The sequence below is a fragment of the Xenorhabdus cabanillasii genome, from assembly GCF_003386665.1.
GTDB lineage: Bacteria > Pseudomonadota > Gammaproteobacteria > Enterobacterales > Enterobacteriaceae > Xenorhabdus > Xenorhabdus cabanillasii.
In genome coordinates this window covers 2,470,736-2,492,815 of sequence record NZ_QTUB01000001.1, presented here as the reverse complement: position 1 = coordinate 2,492,815, position 22,080 = coordinate 2,470,736, and the positions used below count along the sequence as shown (strand labels likewise).

17 protein-coding genes, 1 tRNA gene and 3 pseudogenes are annotated in these 22,080 nt (G+C 42.8%); 7 read left to right on the top strand and 14 right to left on the bottom strand.

What is annotated here, in order from left to right:
• Nucleotides 1–109: 109 nt before the first annotated feature.
• The 6 genes from BDD26_RS12050 to hutI all read right to left on the bottom strand — a co-directional run bounded on the left by BDD26_RS12050 (nucleotide 110) and on the right by hutI (nucleotide 8,221).
• The gene (locus BDD26_RS12050; protein WP_115826658.1) at nucleotides 110–1,480 is read right to left on the bottom strand and encodes an amino acid permease; all 1,371 of its coding nucleotides are present in this window, start codon (nucleotides 1,478–1,480) and stop codon (nucleotides 110–112) included.
• 79 nt (nucleotides 1,481–1,559) lie between these two features.
• Entirely contained in the window at nucleotides 1,560–3,119 is a 1,560-nt protein-coding gene (gene hutH, locus BDD26_RS12045; RefSeq protein ID WP_115826657.1) for a histidine ammonia-lyase, read from the bottom strand.
• Nucleotides 3,120–3,133: 14 nt separating this feature from the next.
• Nucleotides 3,134–4,858, bottom strand: a complete 1,725-nt coding sequence (hutU, locus tag BDD26_RS12040; RefSeq protein ID WP_038266904.1) for a urocanate hydratase — start codon at nucleotides 4,856–4,858, stop codon at nucleotides 3,134–3,136.
• Between the two features lie 294 nt (nucleotides 4,859–5,152).
• Nucleotides 5,153–5,884, bottom strand: a complete 732-nt coding sequence (gene hutC / locus BDD26_RS12035; protein WP_425330424.1) for a histidine utilization transcriptional repressor HutC — start codon at nucleotides 5,882–5,884, stop codon at nucleotides 5,153–5,155.
• Nucleotides 5,885–5,935: 51 nt separating this feature from the next.
• Complete coding sequence (gene hutG, locus BDD26_RS12030) at nucleotides 5,936–6,895, bottom strand: formimidoylglutamase (RefSeq protein WP_115826655.1); 960 nt, start codon at nucleotides 6,893–6,895, stop codon at nucleotides 5,936–5,938.
• A gap of 60 nt (nucleotides 6,896–6,955) precedes the next feature.
• Complete coding sequence (gene hutI / locus BDD26_RS12025; protein ID WP_115826654.1) at nucleotides 6,956–8,221, bottom strand: imidazolonepropionase; 1,266 nt, start codon at nucleotides 8,219–8,221, stop codon at nucleotides 6,956–6,958.
• A 111-nt stretch (nucleotides 8,222–8,332) separates the two neighbouring features.
• Here hutI and BDD26_RS12020 point away from each other — a divergent pair, with 111 nt between their 5' ends.
• Nucleotides 8,333–8,953 (top strand): hypothetical protein, encoded by a 621-nt coding sequence (locus tag BDD26_RS12020; RefSeq protein ID WP_170140400.1) that lies wholly within the window; start codon nucleotides 8,333–8,335, stop codon nucleotides 8,951–8,953.
• A 91-nt stretch (nucleotides 8,954–9,044) separates the two neighbouring features.
• The gene (smrB, locus tag BDD26_RS12015; protein WP_115826652.1) at nucleotides 9,045–9,587 is read left to right on the top strand and encodes an endonuclease SmrB; all 543 of its coding nucleotides are present in this window, start codon (nucleotides 9,045–9,047) and stop codon (nucleotides 9,585–9,587) included.
• A 37-nt stretch (nucleotides 9,588–9,624) separates the two neighbouring features.
• On the opposite strand, the gene sixA is transcribed toward smrB, so the two are convergent.
• From sixA to fadI, 3 genes are all read right to left on the bottom strand, one after another.
• Nucleotides 9,625–10,122 (bottom strand): phosphohistidine phosphatase SixA, encoded by a 498-nt coding sequence (gene sixA, locus BDD26_RS12010; protein WP_115826651.1) that lies wholly within the window; start codon nucleotides 10,120–10,122, stop codon nucleotides 9,625–9,627.
• Between the two features lie 297 nt (nucleotides 10,123–10,419).
• Nucleotides 10,420–12,588, bottom strand: coding sequence for a fatty acid oxidation complex subunit alpha FadJ (gene fadJ, locus BDD26_RS12005; RefSeq protein ID WP_115826650.1), 2,169 nt, complete (start codon nucleotides 12,586–12,588; stop codon nucleotides 10,420–10,422).
• A complete protein-coding gene (gene fadI / locus BDD26_RS12000) occupies nucleotides 12,588–13,898 on the bottom strand; it encodes an acetyl-CoA C-acyltransferase FadI (protein ID WP_115826649.1) in 1,311 nt (436 codons plus the stop codon). Before fadI ends, fadJ begins: the two co-directional genes overlap by 1 nt.
• A gap of 789 nt (nucleotides 13,899–14,687) precedes the next feature.
• Here fadI and fadL point away from each other — a divergent pair.
• The gene (gene fadL / locus BDD26_RS11995) at nucleotides 14,688–16,031 is read left to right on the top strand and encodes a long-chain fatty acid transporter FadL (protein ID WP_038266876.1); all 1,344 of its coding nucleotides are present in this window, start codon (nucleotides 14,688–14,690) and stop codon (nucleotides 16,029–16,031) included.
• Nucleotides 16,032–16,092: 61 nt separating this feature from the next.
• On the opposite strand, the pseudogene mlaA reads toward fadL, so the two are convergent.
• Nucleotides 16,093–16,846 (bottom strand): annotated as a pseudogene (mlaA, locus tag BDD26_RS11990) (phospholipid-binding lipoprotein MlaA).
• 198 nt (nucleotides 16,847–17,044) lie between these two features.
• Between mlaA and BDD26_RS11985 the strand changes: the two are divergent.
• Together BDD26_RS11985 and BDD26_RS11980 are read left to right on the top strand one after the other, a co-directional pair.
• Nucleotides 17,045–17,119 (top strand) — tRNA-Arg (locus tag BDD26_RS11985).
• A 163-nt stretch (nucleotides 17,120–17,282) separates the two neighbouring features.
• A pseudogene (locus BDD26_RS11980) lies at nucleotides 17,283–18,451 on the top strand (tyrosine-type recombinase/integrase).
• Between the two features lie 130 nt (nucleotides 18,452–18,581).
• On the opposite strand, the gene BDD26_RS19565 reads toward BDD26_RS11980, so the two are convergent.
• The 3 genes and pseudogenes from BDD26_RS19565 to BDD26_RS11970 form a co-directional block, all read right to left on the bottom strand.
• Nucleotides 18,582–18,740: a hypothetical protein gene (locus BDD26_RS19565; protein ID WP_170140399.1), complete on the bottom strand. Its 159-nt coding sequence runs from the start codon at nucleotides 18,738–18,740 to the stop codon at nucleotides 18,582–18,584.
• 128 nt (nucleotides 18,741–18,868) lie between these two features.
• A pseudogene (locus BDD26_RS11975) lies at nucleotides 18,869–19,135 on the bottom strand (phage antirepressor N-terminal domain-containing protein); the annotation flags it as partial.
• A 598-nt stretch (nucleotides 19,136–19,733) separates the two neighbouring features.
• On the bottom strand, nucleotides 19,734–19,925 hold the full coding sequence (locus tag BDD26_RS11970; RefSeq protein ID WP_115826648.1) for a hypothetical protein: 192 nt from the start codon (nucleotides 19,923–19,925) through the stop codon (nucleotides 19,734–19,736).
• Nucleotides 19,926–20,034: 109 nt separating this feature from the next.
• On the opposite strand from BDD26_RS11970, the gene BDD26_RS11965 reads away from it, so the two are divergent.
• On the top strand, nucleotides 20,035–20,235 hold the full coding sequence (locus BDD26_RS11965; protein ID WP_115826647.1) for a YlcI/YnfO family protein: 201 nt from the start codon (nucleotides 20,035–20,037) through the stop codon (nucleotides 20,233–20,235).
• Between the two features lie 571 nt (nucleotides 20,236–20,806).
• Nucleotides 20,807–21,355: a tail fiber protein gene (locus tag BDD26_RS11960; protein ID WP_211305472.1), complete on the top strand. Its 549-nt coding sequence runs from the start codon at nucleotides 20,807–20,809 to the stop codon at nucleotides 21,353–21,355.
• A gap of 86 nt (nucleotides 21,356–21,441) precedes the next feature.
• On the opposite strand, the gene BDD26_RS11955 is transcribed toward BDD26_RS11960, so the two are convergent.
• On the bottom strand, nucleotides 21,442–21,693 hold the full coding sequence (locus tag BDD26_RS11955; RefSeq protein ID WP_115826645.1) for a hypothetical protein: 252 nt from the start codon (nucleotides 21,691–21,693) through the stop codon (nucleotides 21,442–21,444).
• Nucleotides 21,694–22,080: the final 387 nt, after the last annotated feature.

The window sequence follows — 22,080 nt, the reverse complement described above, 5'->3', positions numbered from 1 at the left end:
TGAATGCGCGAATTATTTTAAGCTCAGAGGCTCATGTCAGAGTAACAAAAACATAAAAACCACCCTGCATTAACAGGATGGTTTTTATTGACGTTATCCATTTTATTTATCAGGCAGTTTTCTTACCCGATTTTTTTACCCATAAAAAATAGCTGACAGTCAGTAGCACAATCCACACGATTCCAACAAACAGTGCGACACGTGTATTGGGGAAATAGCCCAGTACCATGATGATAAATGCCATAAATGCAATTGTCAGGGCTGGAGCTATTGGCCACAACGGAACCGGAAATTTAAGCTGTTTAGCCTCTTCCGCCGGCATTTTCCGGCGCATCATATAATGTGACAACAAAATCATCAGCCATACCCACACTGTGGCAAATGTTGCAATGGAAGCAATAATAACAAAGATTTGTTCAGGCAACAGATAGTTCAAAACGACACCGATTAGCAAAATGACTGACATTGCCAATACAGTGATCCACGGTACTCCATGTTGCGTCAGTTTGGTGAAAGAAGCGGGAGCCTGTTTTTCCTGCGCCATGCCATACATCATTCTCCCTGCACCAAAAATATCACTGTTAATCGCTGAAATGGCGGCTGTAATAACGACGATATTCAGGATATTAGCTGCGGAATTAATCCCCAGACTGGAGAAAATCTGGACAAACGGACTGCCATTCTGACCAACTTGATTCCACGGATAAATACACATCAGCACGAACAAAGTCAGAATATAAAACAGCAAAATACGCAGCGGCACCGCATTAATTGCCCGTGGAATGGATTGTGCCGGATTTTTCGCTTCACTGGCGGTAATACCGATAACTTCAATACCGCCAAATGCAAACATCACAACTGTAAATGAAGCAATCACTCCTGCAATGCCATTCGGCATAAAACCACCATGTTCCCACAGGTTTGACAACCCGGTAACATGGCCCGCTTCCTGACCAAACCCATACATCATAATCGCGAAACCACCGATAATCATGGCAACAATCGCTGCGACTTTAATGATGGAAAGCCAAAACTCCATTTCACCAAACACTTTGACGTTACACAGATTTATCGCCCCGATGAAAAAAACGATACCGAGAACCCAAATCCATTGGTCAACATGGGGAAACCAAAGTTTCATATAGAGGCCAAATGCGGTGACATCCGCCAGACAGACAACCAACATTTCAAATACATAAGTCCATCCGGTCAGAAAACCCGCCAGTGGCCCCAGATAGTGATTAGCATAATGGGAGAAAGAACCCGGCACAGGGTTATGGACAGCCATTTCCCCCAATGCACGCATAACCATAAAAACTGCCACACCACCAATAGCGTATGCCAACAATACCGCAGGCCCTGCTGCTTGAATGGCTCCCGCAGAACCATAAAAAAGCCCAGTACCAATTGCTGACCCCAGTGCCATAAACCGAATATGACGAACACTTAACCCACGCTTGAGTTGTGAGATGTTTTGCATGATTTATCCTTATTTCTTTTATTATTAAATGTGAAAGATAAATACAACGAGAAGGCCGGGAAACCGGCCTAAGAACAATTTAATTTATGTGGTTTTTCAGGACACTACCATTCGACAGGATCGTACCAGACGGCAGCAGTGCAGAAAGTCGTTGCTCTGCCAACAATTGAATAGCCATTTCAATGTCTGGTGAGAAAAAACGATCTTTATCGTAATATGTTACTTTCTCACGCAGAATATGGCGGGCTTTTTCCAGAATCGGGCTACTCGTTAAGCCTTCACGAAAATCCATCCCCTGACAAGCCGTCAACCACTCAATCGCCAGAATTCCCCTGACGTTATCCGCCATTTCCCACAAACGACGGCCTGCTGCCGGTGCCATTGATACATGATCTTCCTGATTCGCTGAGGTCGGCAAGCTATCAACACTGGAAGGATGTGCCAGTGCTTTATTTTCACTTGCCAGAGCAGCCGCGGTCACCTGAGCAATCATAAAACCGGAATTAACTCCGCTGTTTTTGACCAGAAACGGGGGTAACTGAGACATATTACTATCCATCAGCAGAGCAATCCTGCGTTCTGACAACGCGCCGATTTCCGCCAATGCGATAGCCAGATTATCCGATGCCATTGCGACAGGCTCTGCATGGAAATTACCACCAGAAATCACTTCATCCTGTTCAGTAAAGACCAGTGGATTGTCAGAAACAGCATTAGCCTCAACCATAATGACATCAGCAGCATGGCGAATTTGGGTCAGACAAGCTCCCATTACCTGTGGCTGACAGCGTAACGAATAAGTATCCTGCACTTTCGTGCAGTTTTCGTGGAAGGCAGAAATGTCACTTTGTTCTTCCAGTACGAAACGGTATAAAGCTGCAACATCAATTTGCCCTTGCTGCCCACGCACTTCATGAATACGCGCATCAAATGGCTTGCGGGACCCCAATGCCGCTTCAACAGACAGGGCACCACAAACAATGGCAGATGCAAATAACTCTTCCGCCGCAAAAAGCCCTTTCAAGGCAAATGCAGTTGAGGTTTGTGTACCGTTAAGTAGTGCCAGCCCCTCTTTTGCCACCAGTTGAATTGGCTTCAGTCCGGCTTTTGCCAAGGCTTCTTTTGCCGGCAACCATTCACCACGATAACGGGCTTTGCCCTCTCCCAACAATAACAGACTCATATGCGCCAGTGGAGCCAAATCACCAGAAGCTCCGACCGAGCCTTTACTTGGAATGCAAGGGTAAACTTCGGCATTTACCAATGTTACCAGTGCCTGAATAACTTCCAAACGAATACCAGAATAACCACGAGCCAGGCTGTTGATTTTCAAGACCATAATCAGCCGAACGATCTCATCCGATAAAGGCTCACCAACACCTGCTGCATGTGACATTACGATAGAGCGCTGCAACTCTTCTAAATCCTGCTCTGCAATTCGGGTATTTGCCAGCAAGCCGAAACCCGTATTAATTCCGTAAGCGGTTCTGTTTTCGCTGATAATACAGTTAACACATTCAACACTGCTCTCAATAGCCGGGAAGCATTGTGTATCCAAAGTTATTTGTACGGGATGCTGATAAACATGGCGTAACTCTTCAAGCGTCATTTTTCCCGGATGAATAATAATATGTTTCATATCAATAACGCTCCTTATTTCGTTTCTGCTGTTTTTGTGTCTATTGATGAACTTTCTACTGCTTGTGTATTCAGCATGGGTAAGTTCAATCCCTGCTCTTTTGCACATTGAACCGCCAGTTCATAACCCGCATCAGCATGACGCATAACCCCCGTCGCCGGATCATTGTGCAGTACCCGGGCAATACGTTCTGCTGCTTGATCCGAACCATCACAAACAATCACCATGCCTGAGTGTTGAGAAAATCCCATGCCCACACCACCACCATGATGCAGAGATACCCATGTTGCACCACTGGCTGTATTTAATAGCGCATTGAGTAATGGCCAGTCAGAAACAGCATCAGAACCATCTTTCATTGATTCCGTTTCACGATTGGGACTTGCCACTGAACCGGAATCGAGATGATCACGCCCAATCACGATTGGTGCCGAAAGTTCGCCACTGCGTACCATTTCATTAAATGCCAAACCTAATTTGGCCCGATCTCCCAGACCAACCCAACAAATACGTGCAGGCAAGCCCTGGAAGCTGATACGTTCCCGTGCCATATCCAGCCAACGATGTAAATGGGTGTCATCTGGCAGCAGCTCTTTGACTTTGGCATCGGTTTTGTAAATATCTTCAGGATCACCGGAAAGAGCAGCCCAACGGAAAGGCCCAATCCCGCGGCAAAAGAGCGGACGAATATAAGCAGGCACAAAACCGGGGAAATCAAAGGCATGTTCAACACCCATTTCTTTTGCCATTTGCCGGATATTATTGCCGTAATCAAAAGTAGGAATACCCTGTTTCTGGAAAGCCAGCATCGCTTCAACATGTATTGCCATTGAAGCTTTCGCAGCCTGAATCACCACTTCTGGCTCTGTTTCAGCACGGCGACAATATTCATCCCATGTCCAACCCGCTGGCAGATAACCATGTAATGGATCATGGGCGCTGGTTTGATCTGTTACCATATCAGGACGAACATTGCGGCGAACTAACTCCGGCAAAATTTCTGCTGCGTTACAGCACAATGCTATCGATACCGCTTTACCTTCCTCGGTGTAGCGCTTAATACGTGCCAGTGCGTCATCCAGATCAGTTGCTTGTTCATCCACATATTTAGTACGCAGACGAAAATCAATACGGCTTTGCTGACATTCAATATTGAGTGATGAAGCCCCCGCCAACGTCGCTGCCAGAGGTTGTGCCCCTCCCATGCCACCTAAACCAGCAGTCAATACCCAGCGACCTGTCAGATCACCGTTATAATGCTGGCGTCCGGCTTCAACAAATGTCTCATAAGTGCCTTGTACAATTCCTTGACTACCGATGTATATCCAACTACCGGCAGTCATCTGGCCATACATTGCTAACCCTTTGGCATCCAGTTCATTAAAGTGTTCCCACGTTGCCCAATGTGGAACCAAATTTGAATTTGCAATCAATACACGGGGCGCATTCTCATGAGTTTTGAAAACCCCGACAGGCTTACCTGATTGCACCAGTAATGTTTCGTTATTCTCCAGATTTTTCAGAGTCTCAACGATTTTTTCATAACATTGCCAATTTCTGGCTGCACGACCAATTCCACCATAAACGACCAGCTCATGGGGATTTTCTGCTACGTCAGGGTCAAGATTATTCATCAACATACGGAGCGGTGCTTCCGTCAGCCAACTTTTGGCTATGAGTTGCGTTCCTCTGGGAGCACGAATGACCGCGTTACTGAATTTATTATTTTGCGTTGTCACGGTTTTTTCCTTTTTCACCTTTATGAAAATTTATTAATTGTATAGTTGTATATACATGTATATTCAATAGGCAAAAATGTGACGAAGATAAAGTCAATAATTTTGTGTGTTTTCTTTTGTTAGGAAGATCAATAAGATGATAATGATTTATTTTCAGGCTGGCAGAAGCGTATTTTTGCTGGTTTTGTGTTTTATATCACATATTATTTACATTGTTGTCACAACATACTTTTTCTTCTCTCCTCTATGCCTAAAGCAAAGAGGAGATGTCTTAACCAAATCATAAGCTCCGAATCACGAACTAAAACACCCTTTCAGTTTATAACGGTTACCAGGAAATAATAACTTAGCGCTGGAAACAATATGCTCTTTCGACCAGGTTCGTCGGCTGATCAACAAACAAGGCGTGTTTTCCTCTATTTGCAGCAAACGGCAAGAGCGGGCATCACCTGCAACCGCTTCTACAATGTGCTCTCCTTCCGTAAGAGGAGCCACTATCGATAAATAATCATGAGTAGTTTGCTGACTGAAATCCTGCCGCAGATACTCTGGCACCGCCAACGCATTGACATAACGATCTTCAATTTGCACAGGAATATCGTTTTCATAATGAACAATAATTGAATGATAAATAAGTGCGCCAATCTCGATTGCCAACTCTGCGGCCTGAGTCATATTAGCCGTCACTTCTGCAAATTTCAGCACCTTGCAACTGTGCCGGTGGGATCGGGCCTCAATCTCATCAGCAATACTGTGTATTTCAAACAAGGCAGATTGTCCTTTAGGCTCTGCAACAAATGAACCCACCCCTTGCAAACGGAACAGAAATCCTTCTGCTGTCAGCTCCCGTAATGCCCTGTTTGCTGTCATGCGACTACAGTTAAATTGTTTAACTAATTCAGATTCTGAAGGAACCCTGTCATGTGGCTTCCACTCTCCTGTATAGATTTTTTCAACAATTGCTTGTTTAACTTTTGCATACAGAGGCACAGGCTTAGCCGCTTTATCTGATAAATCAATGGTCACAATAAATTCCTTCTCACTCCTATTTATTTCACAAATTATCTATTTCACGAATTAACCATCCCACCAATGCACTAATTGCCATGCAAGACGAGCCGCTGCTTTACCGCCCATATCCTGAATATCATACAACGGATTAAGCTCAACTAAATCAATAGACTGTAATTTCTTACTCTGACAAATGGGTTGAATCAATGATAATAAGCGCTCTAACGGAACGCCCAACGCAGCCGGAGCCGATACTGATGGCATTTGCCAGATTGGCAACACATCCAAATCAATAGTCATGTAAATGATTTCAACCTGATTAATAATATCTTGTATTTGTTGCTGTACTTTATCCAACATGGAATCAATACATTGAGTATCCCAAATAATTGTGACATCAAGGTGATTAGCTTCGTCTAATAGAGCCTGCGTATTCGAGGCCAGACTGGCACCTACACAAGTGTAATTAAATGGACGTTGTTGCTGATGACAATAATCAGCAAGCTGACGAAACGGGGTTCCCGATGTGGGCTGTGACGCATTCCGCAGATCCAGATGCGCATCAAAGTTAATAATCCCTACCCGTTGAGTTGGAAACGCACGATAAATACCCATGCCATGAGCAAATGCCGTTTCATGTCCGCCGCCAAAAATTAACGTCCGCATTTTCTGATTCTGACACTCATAGACAGCATCACTCAGAGCACTCTGGGCTTCACTTAATTGTCCACTATTAGCCCGGATATTACCCAAATCCACCAGCCATTCGTGTCCATCATGACTTGCCATATTTGCCAATGACTGGCGCAGATATTCAGGCCCTAATTTAGCTCCCGGTCGCCCTTGGTTGAGTTTTACCCCTTCATCACATTCAAATCCCAACAATGCAATATGGTTCGGAAATTGTTCCGGAGAAAAATGGGTGGGTTGTTTTATTGTCTGGAATACCCGTAGTGCATTGGTTGCTTCTGCGAGATCATTCCGTCCTTGCCAAATATTTTCTGATGTCGGATGCCATAATTTCATGTTATACCCCTCACTATTTATTGTTCTCTAAATAATGTTTTGTTTTCCAAGCGATACTACTTATGAATCACGATGTATAGAGCTATGTGTGATTGCTCCACGATAAACACGGTAAACCAATGGGTTATGTCCAAGTTCATACAATATATCAACGGGTTCCCTGGCATCCCAGACAACAAAATCAGCCATATAACCTGCTGTTAATTGACCATGGCTATCTGCCCGCCCTAATGCACGTGCCGCATGGATAGTCACTCCCTGCCATGCTTCTTCTGGCGTAAAACCAAACAGGACACAGGCCATATTCATCATCATACGCAAAGATATAAAAGGGCTGGTTCCCGGATTAAAATCCGTCGAAATAGCCATCGGTACACGATATTGACGCAATAAGGCAACAGGAGGGCGTTTAGTCTCTCTCAGGAAATAAAATGCTCCCGGCAATAATACGGCGACAGTCCCACTGCGGCTGATCGCTTCAACTCCTTTTTCATCCAGATATTCAATATGATCAACGGATAATCCTTGATAATCCGCCACCAATTCAGAGCCGCCTAAATTAGAAAGCTGATCCACATGGCCCCTGACGGGAATATTGAGTTTTTTGGCTGTATCAAAGACCCGCTTAGTTTGCTGGAGACTAAATCCAACGGTTTCACAAAAAACATCCACAGATTCAAATAATTGATTTTGCCAAAGGGCAGGAAGAATGGTATCGCAAACTAAATCGATATAAGCATCAGGATTATGTTTATATTCAGCAGGAACTGCATGAGCTGAGAGTAAAGTCGGACTGATTTCAACGGGGTTTTTTCGCTTTAGCGTTTGAATAACTTGCAATTGTTTTTCTTCATTTTTCAGATCCAATCCATAACCCGATTTCATCTCAATTGTCGTTACACCTTCAGATATTAAAGCATTAAGTCGCTTTTGAGCGGCAATTTCCAATTGTTGGGCTGAACTTAGTCTGGTTGCATTGACTGTAGCGTTAATTCCACCACCTTTAGCACTGATTTCTGCATAAGAAACGCCATTCAAACGCTGTTCCCATTCCGATGCCCGATTGCCACCAAAAACCAAGTGAGTATGACAATCTATCAGGCCGGGAGTGATTAATCGTTGCTTTACATCAATCACCTTACAACGATTAGCCGGCACACTTTCTGTTGGTAAAATCGCCAGAATTTTTTCATCCCGTATGATTAAATCATGTCGTTCCAGAATGCCGTAATTGTGTTTACCATCTATGTTGTTGATTGTAGGGTTCATTGTGGCAAGTCTGGCATTGTGCCAAATAATATCACTCTCTTTCAGTCCAATTGACATTAGTTTTTCTCCGTTACTTTTTTCTTGTCAATGTCAGCTCATATGTTGTATATACATTTATTTTATAACCAAAAAAATTTGTCAATCCATTTTATGAATAAAGGAGCAATTGTGAATTTTTTAGATGAAATTCGTAATGATGAAAATATATTAGATTTTATTAAATCACCTAAAGCAGCCTGTTTTAGATGTGCCGATTACGTCAGTGAATATCTTCATAGAGTGCATATACCACATCGGGCAATTGGCGTATTCGTCTGGCGCGGCGTGGATGATAGTTGCCCTACAACTCATCTTGTCATTGAAGCTTACTATCAAGGCCAGAGAATTATTCTTGATCCGACTATCATACAGTTCAAAAATACTGACTGGTCCTCTAAACCAATAGAACCCTTTTTTGGCGAAAGGCAAGAATGGCAAAATTATTTAAAAAATACTTTTTCAAATAAGCTCATTATCTTAAAAGAATACCCCTCAAGTAATTTGGCTAAAAATTTTATGGATAACTTTCTTTTCGCCCTTCCTTCTGATTTCAAAAAAGACGTTCTTATCAATAAACCAATGTGGTATGAAAGATTAACCCAGAATCCCGCACTTTGGGAGAAGCACGATCAAAATACGATCAATAGCCTTTTCCCCAGAGCCAGAGAAAAGAAACATTTTCCACAGGCTCTTCAAAAGAAACTAAAACACTGGCAAGCCATATTGAAGAAAACAACAAATAACCATTAAATATACATGGTTATATTATGTAATAGCATTTAAGCAAAATGATAGAAAATCAGGTACACTGACCAAAAGTTGTTAATAAAATTAGTATGTAATGAAGAAGAAAATAACATTAAATGAAGAAGACATCAGCTTATTTAGAACGTCTGTTGCGGGAACCCGTCGCATTGCTCAAGATAAAGTCTTACACTCCCCCAGAAGAAAAAAAATCAGACAGATTGCTCCTGAGCGTCTGATGCAAGAACAGGCCGATGCCAGTTACTATTTTTCTGATGAGTTCCAGCCCAATCTCGATATGGAAGGCCCGACCCGTTATGTACGTGAAGGAGCCAATCATTATGAACTGAAGAAGTTACGCCGAGGGGATTATCCCCCTGAATTCTTTCTGGATTTACACGGATTAACTCAGTTGCAGGCTAAACAGGAAATTGGGGCTTTGATCGCCGCCTGTCGCCGTGAAAACGTCTATTGTGCCTGTATTATGCATGGCCACGGTAAGCATATCCTTAAGCAACAAACACCATTATGGCTCGCTCAACATCCCGATATTATTGCTTTTCATCAAGCTCCCAAAGAGTGGGGAGGAAACGCTGCATTGCTCATTTTGGTAGAACAGGATGAGTTTATACAGCGTTAAATGTGAACTCGCCTTTGATCAACCAGGGTTTTGTTACTTATTGTTTATTACTAATATTGTTTGTCACTAAGTGTGCTGGAGAGGTTTGCCATAACAGGCGGCCTTTCTCTGTCTGGTGATCCAACTCCACACAAGCAATGCCGGATGTTGTAAACATAGGCGGAGTTTGTGCAGGACAAAGCTCAGACACTAAATAACCAACCAAAGGTAAATGGGAAACTAACAATACTGCTTTTTTCCCCTGAATTGCCAAAACTTGTAAGTAGCTTGCTACCAGTGCCGCGTCACCCGCTGGTGTTAATTCCTCTAACACTTCCTCACTATCAGGCAATGTCAGATTCTCACGAACGACTTTCAGAGTCTGCTCTGCCCGGATATAGGGGCTGACTAAGACACAATCAATATCAGGCAACTGTTGCGCAAGCCAAAGAGCCATTTTTTGTGATTCCTGACAACCACGTGGTGTTAATTCTCGCATTGCATCGCTGATTGAGTCGAAAGCGGCATCACCGTGACGCATAATAAAAACGAACATAATTCACCGTTGAGTTAAATTTTAGATTACATCGCTTTTAGCTAATTAATTATGAAAACAAAATCATATTATTGACTACACCTAAACAAAAGGGAGTCAATCAGGATTGATAGGCATTCTGCCTCAAAATAAAAACAAATAAAATCACTAATGACGAATTATATATGTCTTGTTTGATTGTTATTATTTCATTTACCCAACAAGTAAAAATATTATAATAATAAGAAATTATTTAGCATAAAAAATCGGCTCTTGAATTAAAAGAGCCGATATAATTGATTCCACAAAAACTATAAATTATTCATAGAATTTTTCATTCTGTTCAGCCATCTGAACCAGGCGTTCACAAGGTGCAAATCTTTCTCCATGTTGTTGCTCCAGGCGACGTAAAATTTCTACAACTTTATTACTACCTAGTTTATCCATATAACGGAATGGTCCTCCCAGGAATGGCGGGAAGCCGATACCAAATACGGCGCCAATATCGCCATCACGGGGGCTTCGGATGATACCTTCATCCAAACAGCGAACAGCTTCATTTAACATCGGCATTAAACAACGCTGAGCAATGTCTGATGGAGATATCCTGGCATTGGGCTTAATTTTCAACAGAGAATAGATGGAAGAGTCAACCTCTTTGCTGCTTTTTCCGAATGACCAAAATCTACTCTTTTTGACCTCATAGGAATAAAACCCCCGGCCGTTTTTCTTGCCTTTACGGTTGTCATTCAATACTGCATCCAGAATTGCCGGTGGAGTAAATCGGCGACCTAACTGCTCTACCAGGACAGGAATTATTTTTGTTCCAACATCAATACCAACTTCATCCAGCAAATTGATTGGCCCAATCGGGAAACCAAAATCAACCAAAGCTTTATCGATATGGTTAACAGGTTCACCTTCTACCAAACAATAACCTGCTTCATTGATATAAGGGGATAAAATTCGGTTAACATAGAACCCTGCTTTATCACCAACAACAATCGCTGTTTTACCCTGTTTTTTCGCCAGCGCTACCGCCGTCGCAATTGTTTTTTCACTGGTTCCTGCATGCGGGATCACTTCCACCAACGGCATTTTATCAACCGGACTGAAATAGTGGAGACCGATAACTTGCTCTGGGCGTTTAGCAACCTCTGCAATTTGGTGAATTGGCAATGAAGAGGTGTTGGAGGCGAAAATAGTTTCCGGTTTTGTGTGTGTCTCAATTTCTGAAACCATTTTACGTTTCAGTACCAGATCTTCAAACACGGCTTCTACCACGATATCAGCTTGTTTAAAACCAATATAATCAGTTGATCCGGAAAGCAGAGACATCTGACGGGAACACTCCAACGGTTTCAAACGCCGTTGTTTGACTCGTTTAGAAAGCAGATCCCATGTATATTTAAGCGCCTGATTGATACCTTTTTCATTAATATCTTTGATACGAACAGGTAAATTACCGCGAGTTGCAGTAACACTGGCAATTCCGCCCCCCATCAAACCACCACCCAAAATCCCAACATGTTTGATCTTAGCTGGCTGTTCTGAAGAACCCGTTTCGTTTTTTAATGAAGTAGCGGCAAAAAACAGGCTACGCAATGCTTCCGATTCTGGCGACATAGCCAGTTCACCAAATGCTTTGGCCTCCGCCCGAAAACCCGTCTTTTGCCCTTTCTCCAGTCCGGTACGAACGACATCAATAATCCGCTCTGGTGCCGGATAATGACCGTGAGTTTTTGCCCGTGTTTTTTGTTGAACCATCTGAAACAACAGTGGCCTGCCCAAGGCACTTGCCAACAAACGCTGTGACCATGCTAACGGCTTACGCTTAATTATTCCTTTTTTGACATATTGAACAGCGACATCCAGCAAAATATCCAAGGGAACCGCATCATCTACAACGCCCAGACGTTTTGCCTGATTTGCCTTCAGCTGGCGGCCTGTCAGCATCATATCCAAAGCAGAGCTGACACCTATCAGACGAGGTAATCGCTGAGTTCCCCCCGAACCGGGTAATAACCCGAGCTGCACTTCCGGTAAACCAAGACGGGTCTTATCATCCAGAGAACAAACACGCGCATGGCAGGCTAATGCTAACTCCAGCCCGCCCCCCAGGCATGCACCATGAATGGCGGCAACAATCGGTAAAGAATAATTGGCAATCCGGGCAAACAATTCCTGACCTTTTTCAGCCAATTTCGTTGCTTCTTGTTGAGTTTGGCAGCCTGCGATCATAGTGATATCTGCGCCAGCGATAAATGTATCGGGTTTGCCGGACACAATGACCAAACCTTTTAAGCCGGAAACTTGTTGTGCCTTCTCAAAAACTGTCAAAAATTGTTCAACAAACTCCGCTTTCAGCGTGTTGACCTTCTCACCCGGGACATCAATAGTAATAACACCAATCTTGTCATCTCTGACAGAAAAACTGAATACCGATTGTGTCTCTGACATGATTGTTTCTTTTTCAGCCTGAGCCATTATTCTACCTCCAATACCATCGCTGCACCCAATCCACCGGCAGCACAAGCTGTTGTCAATCCAAGCCCACCACCACGACGGCGCAACTCATTCAGTGTCTGAGTCACCATTCTGGCCCCAGTCGCAGCAAACGGATGACCATAAGCAATTGAACCGCCCAATACATTGAATTTATCCATATCCACTTCACCAATTGCCTGAGAGCGCCCTAATTTCTCGCGGGCAAACTTGTCACTGGCAAACATTTTTAAATTCGTGAGGGTTTGGGCAGCAAACGCTTCATGCATATCTATGAGCGAAAGTTCATTCAAAGTAATACCAGCTCTGTCCAACGCCAACGGAGTCGCATAAGATGGCCCCAATAACATATCCTGCCAAACATCAATTGCTGAGAAGGCGTAACTGCGTAAATAACCTAACGGAGTCATACCAAGCTCTTTAGCCGCAGATTCACTCATCAAAATAACCGCCGCCGCACCATCCGTCAGCGGTGTACTATTCGCGGCAGTTACTGAACCATATTTGCGGTCAAAGGCAGGACGCAATTTAGTGTAAGAGGTGAGTTCTGAATTTTTTCGGATATTATTATCTTCCAGCAGAGATTCATGGTATGGCGGAAAATGTGCTGATATCACTTCATTACGCAATAATCCCTGTTCCCAGGCTTTAGCAGCTAATACATGAGAACGGTGAGCCAATTCGTCCTGCTCTTTACGACTGATATGATAGGTTTTCGCCATTTGCTCAGCCGTATCTCCCATTCGTAACCCCGTTGAATACTCAGCAACAGCAGGTGATACAGGCAGTAAATCTTTTAACTTCAATTTACTAAGTAATTTAAGGCGTTGTGACAGGCTTTTAGCTTTGTTCATATCAACCAGCGTGCGAGCCAATGATTTGGTTACCCCGATTGGCAAGACTGAAGAAGAATCAGCACCACCCGCGATCCCCACATTCACTGTCCCGGCCATAATGCTTTCTGCTACATTCGCTATTGCCTGAAAACTGGTCGCACAGGCCCGGGAAACGCTATACGCATCTGTACTGACACTTAAGCCAGCACCTAATACGATTTCCCTTGCAATATTCGGTGCTTCCGGCATTTGAACAACTTGCCCAAAAACCAATTGGTCGATCTTCTCTGGTGGCAGCCCACTTCTGATAACCAACTCACTGACAACAGCTTTTCCTAAATCAACAGCCGGAATACCGTGGTAGTTAGTCGCCTGTTTCGCAAAAGGAAGGCGCAACCCACTGACAATAGCCACTCGTTCCTTTTGTTGTGCCACTTTTGTTGAAGAACGACTCATAGCAACTCCTGAAATAATCATTAAATAAATCAATTGATTAAAAATATTTACTCACCTCATAAGAGGTCAGACCTGATGAAGCATTGTTAACGCAATGTTTGAGAATAGCAAACAGGAATAAACTAAAAATGCGAGCAAACGCAACTTTAATATATTTATAATCTACACAACTTGAACAGATAGCATGTGAAGAAAAGATAAAGAAATAATCATTTATTCCCACAGATAAGAGTCAGTTTTTCTACTGCTTTAGACTACAGTGGAAAACAGTTGCCCAAAACTTTGACTCAAGATAAAACTAACGCAATCCTGACCGGAATATCATTACTTCTGCCTGATAACTAAACGTAAGCTCCACTGTCAGTTACAATACATCATCGACACAGCAACAGGCGGTAGTTTCTTCTGCATCACAACGTTTAATTGCATCAGTCATTTTATTTCTCCGACTATGAAAATCTGCGACCGATTTTACGTTATCTTTTCCTTGGATAACCAGTAATTACACTGTTTAATATCATTTATCTCACTATTTATTGATCTCAGCATGCCAAAGGTCTTTTATTTACAATTTATCAATCTGAGTTGTCTCTTTTTTGTTAAGCAAGTCCCATTTCTGTAATCAATTTCATCATATTTTAAAAACATTCTTGCAACACATTATGATATCGGGCCTATACTTCCCACACTGGTCTGATTTGTCATTATGATAAACTGACTCTACAATTCCGCGCTCTCAGCTACATTGAGTAGCATGTTAAATAATAATTAAACAATGAGGTTTTGGTTATGAACCAGAAAAACCTATTTACACGTTCAGCATTAGCAGTGGCGGTTGCAATTATTTCATCCAACGCTAGTGCTGCCGGTTTTCAATTGAATGAATATTCATCATCAGGACTAGGCCGAGCATTTTCTGGAGCAGGGGTCGTTGCAGAAGATGCTTCTGAAGGTAGCCGCAACCCTGCAGCAATGACCCTATTTGATCGTCCATCATTTTCTGGCGGCCTTATTTACGTCAAACCAAGTGTTGATATTACGGGCAGATCTCCAATTCCTAACCCGGCAACTAAAACATACAACAGCACTGATGCAAAAAATATTGCGCCAAATGCTCCGATACCAAACCTGCATTTTATTACACCAATCACTGAACAATGGTTTGTTGGTGCATCAGCCACGAGTAACTTTGGCTTAGCCACAAATTTCAGTAATAACTATACTGCGGGTTCGCTTGGTGGGAAGACCTCGCTCAAGACGGTGAACTTTAATCTGGGCGGTGCATATAAGCTGAATGATCAGTTCAGTTTTGGTTTAGGTGTGAATGCAGTTTATGCTGATGCTGAAATTATTCGCCATATGGGTGAAGTCGGACCATTGTTAAAAAGAATATCTGGAGGGAAATATGATATCCCAACAACCGCAGAAGCAGCCCGTTTAGAAGGAAAAGATTGGGGTTATGGTTGGAATGCCGGGCTACTATATCAATATGACGAAAATAACCGCTATAGCCTGACCTACCGCTCAAAAGTTAAGGTTAAATTCAAAAGAGGAGATTACAGCAGCGATTTACCATATATACCATCTCTGTTTGAGAATGGAACCAACGGAAAGACAGTTAAAGGTAAATTGGATTTGAATTTGCCTGATATGTGGGAATTATCGGGTTATAACCGTGTGGCACCACAATGGGCAATCCACTATAGCTTCCTATATACAGGTTGGAACGAATTCAAGGAATTAAAAGCAACACGAAATGATACAGGTCAAGTTGCATTTGAGAAACATGAAGGTTTCCGTAATGCTTACCGTGTCTCATTAGGAACAACTTACTACCATGACGATAACTGGACTTTCCGTACTGGTATCGCTTTCGATGAAAGCCCTGTACCTGCCAAAAATCGTTCTATCTCCATTCCAGACCAAAATCGCTTCTGGTTAAGTGCAGGAACGACTTACGCATTTAATAAAGATACTTCTGTAGATGTTGGAGTTTCCTATATGCGTGGTAAGAAAGTACATGTTAGTGAACAACTGAAAGAAGGTGCCAAACCACCTCTAAACCAGACTTACGAGTTTGATTCAAAAGGAACTGCATGGCTGTTTGGTGTGGGCCTTAACTACACATTCTAATCATCTTCCATGATCTAAAAAAGGATAGCCTAAGCTATCCTTTTTTAATCTCTCTATAAAATCAGTCGATAGAATCCAGTTCATCCTGAATAGCAGCAGCATTCGGGTTTTCTTCTGGCGTCAGCTTACCGCCATTAGCCAAAAAGTCATGACGTTGGAAATAAGCCTCACGCAGCATCAGATACGGATCTGAAGAGTTTTTCATTAAGCCATCTGAATCCAATAAACGCGCCCGGGTTTCAATACCCTGAAATACCCATTTTCCTACAGACATCCAAGGCGTGAGATAGCTTAAAACAGGGTAAGTCATATCTGCTAAATTTCCCCCTTCATCACGTGCAGTAAAACTGCCATAACCCGGTAAAAACAACATAAGGGCCATAACCAACTTTATAGTACCCTAACGTACTACCAAAACGCATTGGATCCTGTTTTGCCAGTTTAGGGTTCGCCATTGAAGCAACATCAATAAGGCCCCCCATACCCAGAATAGTATTCAAAAAGAACCGATTAAAATGCTTCGCACCTTCGTTGATATCACCACGCAGAAAGCTATTAACCATACTGGCGGGCTCTTCAAGGTTGCTCGTGAAGTTACCAATACCGTTTCGTGCAGGCATTGGCACATAATCACGCCAGGCTACTGCGACAGGCCGTAGTATATAAGGATCGAGAACATTATAGTTAAAGTTGAACATGGTGCGGTTGAACCCTTCCAGCGGATCAGAGCGCCCCTGTTCATTCGTATTCAATGAACTCGCGCATCCCATCAGTAATACAGCAGTAAGAGCAACCCCGCTCAGACGATACTTCATATTGTTCTCCACATGATTACTTTTTGCCATTGTCCGTTTTCGAGCATTATACATTTCAGCCAATGGCCGCCAATATGTTAAATATACTGCCAATTTTTCTTTAATGGTAATCAAAATAAGTGGTGATTATATAGGCAAACAGTTCGTTATATCTTATCTCAGGAAAAAAAAAGAGATATACTGTGTCCTGTTTTATTCGCCCTCTTAGTTAAATGGATATAACAAGCCCCTCCTAAGGGCTAGTTGTAGGTTCGATTCCTGCAGGGGGCGCCAAGACCAAATAACCTCGCATTACCTGATATAACCCGCATAGCAAAAAATCCTTATTTAAAGCAGAGTTAGTGTTACCCGCTGTTACCCCAAATAACTTGGCTATACCAGTAAAGTGTGGGCATATTTGAGGGCATTGATCTGAATACCCACTTAGGATGCCCACATGTTAACGATAAAGCAGATTGAGTCAGCCAAACCTAAAGACAAAGCCTATCGCCTTACTGATGGAGGAGGTTTATTTCTTTTTGTATCGAAAACAGGAAGTAAGATTTGGCGTTTTAGGTATCGTAAAAAGGGGAAAGAGCAAACCTATGTTATTGGTGCATATCCAGAGGTTTCACTAGTTACGGCTCGACTAAAGCATGCCGAGTCTAAGTCTGTCCTTGCTAATAGCGGGGAATTAGCACCAGTAGGACTAAAGCAGAAAAATAGCGAAATTCCAAATACTTTCGCTACTATATATAACGAATGGTATCAATTCAAACAAGCTGCTTGGTCTGAAAGATACGCAAAAGAATTACAGAGTATGTTTCAAGCTGACATTCTGCCAAGCATTGGGCATATGGCTATGGAAGAAATAGAGCCAATGGTTCTACTCGGCGTGATCCGTCAATTCGAAGAACGCAAGTAAGGCAAGACGCAGATGTGGTGAAGTTTTCAGGTATGCGATAGTGACTGGCAGAGCGAAATATAACCCTGCACCAGATTTAGCAGGTGCAATGACAGGATACAAAAAGAAGCATTTTCCATTTCTAACCGCAGACCAGATCCCCGCATTTAATCAGGAATTATCTTCATATTCCGGCAGTGTTATTTCAAGAATTGCTACTCAGGTTTTGCAATATACGGCATTGCGTACAAATGAATTGCGCAGCATGAAATGGCGTAATATCGATTTTGACAACAAACTCATCACAATAGAGCCTGAAATAATGAAGAACCGGAAATTACATGTAGTCCCAATGTCAAATCAGGTTATTGCATTATTAAAATGCCCTTCATCCTATGACTTCCAATATTTCTAATTTCGTATTTGCTGGCAGAAATGACAAGAAAAAGCCAATTTGCGAGAACGCTATATTACAGGTGATTAGGCAAATTAGCTATGATGGGATCGCTAGCGGCCACGGTTTCCGTCACCAATTCAGCACCATTCTTAATGAGTGCGGATTTAGCCACGATATAATTGAGCGTCAATTAGCGCACGCTGATCGCAATAGTATTCGTGGTATATATAATCACGCTCAATATCTAGACAAGCGGCGTGAAATGATTCAATGGTTCGCTGACTATATTGACAGGATATCACGGATAAAAATGATAACCATCTAGAGCGGTGAAACTACTTTCACTATAGAGCAGAATCTACCCTTTACTTTGCGGGATAATCTTTGACCTACAAAAATTTTGTAGGTTCTTAGTGCAGGCTTTAGATTCAGAATGTTCAATGTGTCTCTTATAATTAACCTTCCAGAGCCTTCATCGTTGGATGCATAGCACTTCTGTCTATTATCATATAACCAGCACGTTGAGCAATTTCCATAAAATCGTTTATGGTTGCTACATGATAACCCGATGTCAGAACCTGAGAATAAAGTACCTCGCCATTTTCTACACTCATCAACAATCGGCCAGTGAAGCCAGGTAACTATGAGGAACAAGTATTTCCCCTTTTCCGAGAAAATCCCCCTCTACTACTTTTGTCGCCGGATGTTCTATTGTGGCTTTTTTCGTTTTAACTCCACACGTTGTCCAGTACTCATAAAACACGTCGTCGCATTCGTTTTGATATCGAATAACTTTAGCCCTGATCGATGCTTTGACTTTATTCGGGTTGATAGTGGCTAACCAACCGGCAAATTTGCGAAGGGCTAGACAGACCATATTTCGCATCTTCCCATCAGCAGCAACCATAGGGATTTCCTCTATAGTTGATTTAAGTATTTATTTTATTAACTTCGTGTATTGCCCCATCCAATCTAAACCCATGCCTTCAACAATCGGTTTCATTGGCACATATGGCTCATCGTTATAGTCAACAACATATAGATCTGAGCCATAAAATGGAACGTTACGTTAATAGTTTTACTTGGTTCATTAAATGGTATACTTAACATGTCTATATTTCCTCGCATTAGGTATTAGACTGTTTAATAGAAGCCTCTGACTATTGGTGTAGTTGGGGGCTTCGCCGTTTTAAGGTGATACTACTTATTGCGTTATTGTCACTTTTTGTAAAGATTACAATAATGAAATTGGGAAGCGTATCGAAAATTAGACCAATCACTCTATTATGAGTAAGTAATCGGTTGCATTAGTTATATAGTGTGATAATTTAGCTAGCTTCCTACCGTCCGTGGTATTCAATCCTTAAGCGACTCCAATCACACTGCCGATCCCTATCCATTAAAATAGTCATAAGGAGGCAGAATCACGCATGGCGCACCTCCACCACATCAGCGTCAATCGTTTCGGTGATGGTCTTACCATCGGGCATACAGACACTGCGCGTACGCTGAGCGGCTTTCTCTGCGCCACGTAAGGCTTGTACCGGTTGCGGGGATAATATTTTTTCACCGTGCCTGTACGGTGATTGGTCTGGGTAATGATGATCTTATACATGGCTCACCCCCTGACGGGAAACAAACACCAGATTGGACTTACCCGCCAGTAGACGGGCTTCACCTTCACAGGCCGCCAATACCGTGATAAGGCGCACCGGGTGAATATCCACCAGCCGTTGAGTGCCTGACGCAATCAGGAATGTAAATTTAAGGCGAGTTTGAGTAGAGGTATTTAAATACATTGCGCCATAATGTTTAAACACGTAAAGAAAAATTTATTTAAACACTTTCGGAAGTTTATTCGATGGTGTATCTTTATAAGTGTTAAAACACTTTTTTGAGATGAGGAATATGGCGACAGGACACAAAAACAACAAATCAGGATACAAAGGAATACGCTTCCCCCACGAATTAATCGAAGAAATAAACGATAGTGTGGAGGCGGGCAAACCCTCTAACCCAAGCGCTAATTTTTCAGCGTGGGTTATTGATGCATGTGAGCGAAAACTCAAATCAGAAAGGCGCAAAGCCAAAGCATCATCTGAGCAATAACTAACCAACCGACAAAAATGTCGGTAGCCCACATCAACCATTACGGAAATCGTTATAGTTGCCGCAGATGGGAAGATATCAGGCATGATCAAAATGGTGATACCTTCAAAAGATGAGTTACAATCAGTGCGTTTACTAGCTGAACCTCTTAAAGAGGGTAGTTCTTAAGTGACTGTGATTCCTCGTAACGCAAATCTGCGCTACGGATAACTGATTGATTTAGCTCATGATAGAAAGAGCCATCATCCCAAAGTGGGAATTTCCACTTTGGGCTAACTATCTGATTTTTATTAATTATCGCGAATCGAGAGAATTCCGGCTCTCTGACAGAATTAATTAAAATCAAAGGGTTAAGTTAAAAGGGAGGATTGCCCCCTTTAGACACTAATGCTCTGCCAATCAGCCATAGGCAAATAGATTTTGTTAATGTCCCGCCAGCCATTCCGTGCCATCCTGATCAGAAGTTCTCTCCAGTATTGATGAACCTTTTTATTGATGTTCACAGGCGGAGAAGTAGCCCGCCTTCATATTATTTAGCAATGTGTATTGTTGATTAAATGAGGGAATAACTATGCAAGATAAAAAACCTGATGTACCTGTCTCAGAAGATGGTGATTTTGCTGTCGTTCCAACCCCTAAATATGTCAAAAAAACTATTGAAGAGCACGCTCTAAGCCGCAACCATCCAAATGCAACACTGCAAGATAAGGGATTTGTTGTCTTGAGCAATGATGTCGGTAGTAATAGCGAAACTATGGCAGCAACGCCAAAGGCAGTGAAAGCAGCATATGATTTAGCCAGTACCGCTAACCAAAACGCCACAAAACCTCAAACTAAAGGCTCTATAAAATCAGTCATTGGATCTTGGAATGTGAATTCAACCATTTCTATTCCTGCTGATTTACGTGGACAAGTAATCACTTTTGTCAGATTGAGCGGGTTAAATGCACGGCATCAAGCACTACCAGTTCCTCTTGTTGATGGTATAACTGAACAAAGACTAGCTGGTCCTAATAATTACTGGGTGTGGTTAGAATTCAAATTCTCTGACAATTCAACACATATTACTGTAATAGATGGCCGTGGTGCTAATTTTACTCAGATTTTTTATCGAGAATAACGAAAATACGCACCAACCTTCAGGGGTACACCGCCCCTGTTCTCACCCCACCTATCCAGACAATTCAACACCTGCCTCCCTCTACCTCACATCCCACACCAAGCCCCCAACATCCGCCCACAATTCCCCAATCCATCAATCCACTCGCTAATCCCCCCCTGTTGATTATTCATTGACGGTTGAATATGCCTGTTTGCTGCGTTTTTCCCGATAGTAGATCGGGTTTTGCTGGTGGTTTGACGCTGTAGTGAGCTTCTATTAAACCTTGGTTTATCGAAAACGGTTGAACTGGCAGGAAATGCGTATCCCCAGACAGGTGGCTTTGTAAACGGTGCCATGGTTGCCACTGGTTATATAAAATCCGGCGACACGGCCGATGTTGTCGCCGGACGGGACGTGTGGTCGAACCGCAACATTTATGAGGGCGGCCAGCGGGTTTACAGTCCGAATAATAAACCCACACCCGATGCTATTGGCGTGCAACCGCGTGGGAATTACGCGTTAGAGGCCAATTTGCTGGGCGTCGGTCAATCCTGGGTTGATGTGACGAATTCCAAAAAACGGGGGTGAATCACCGAAACGATACTGGTCGCACCATTGCGGTGTTTGTTCGTTTTGGATCGGCGACCATACAAACACTGGAAATCCGCGTGAACGGGGTCATTGCCGGCCTCTGGACATCGAACGGAGGTGAGCGACTACCTCACAGGGCGGTACAGTCATTG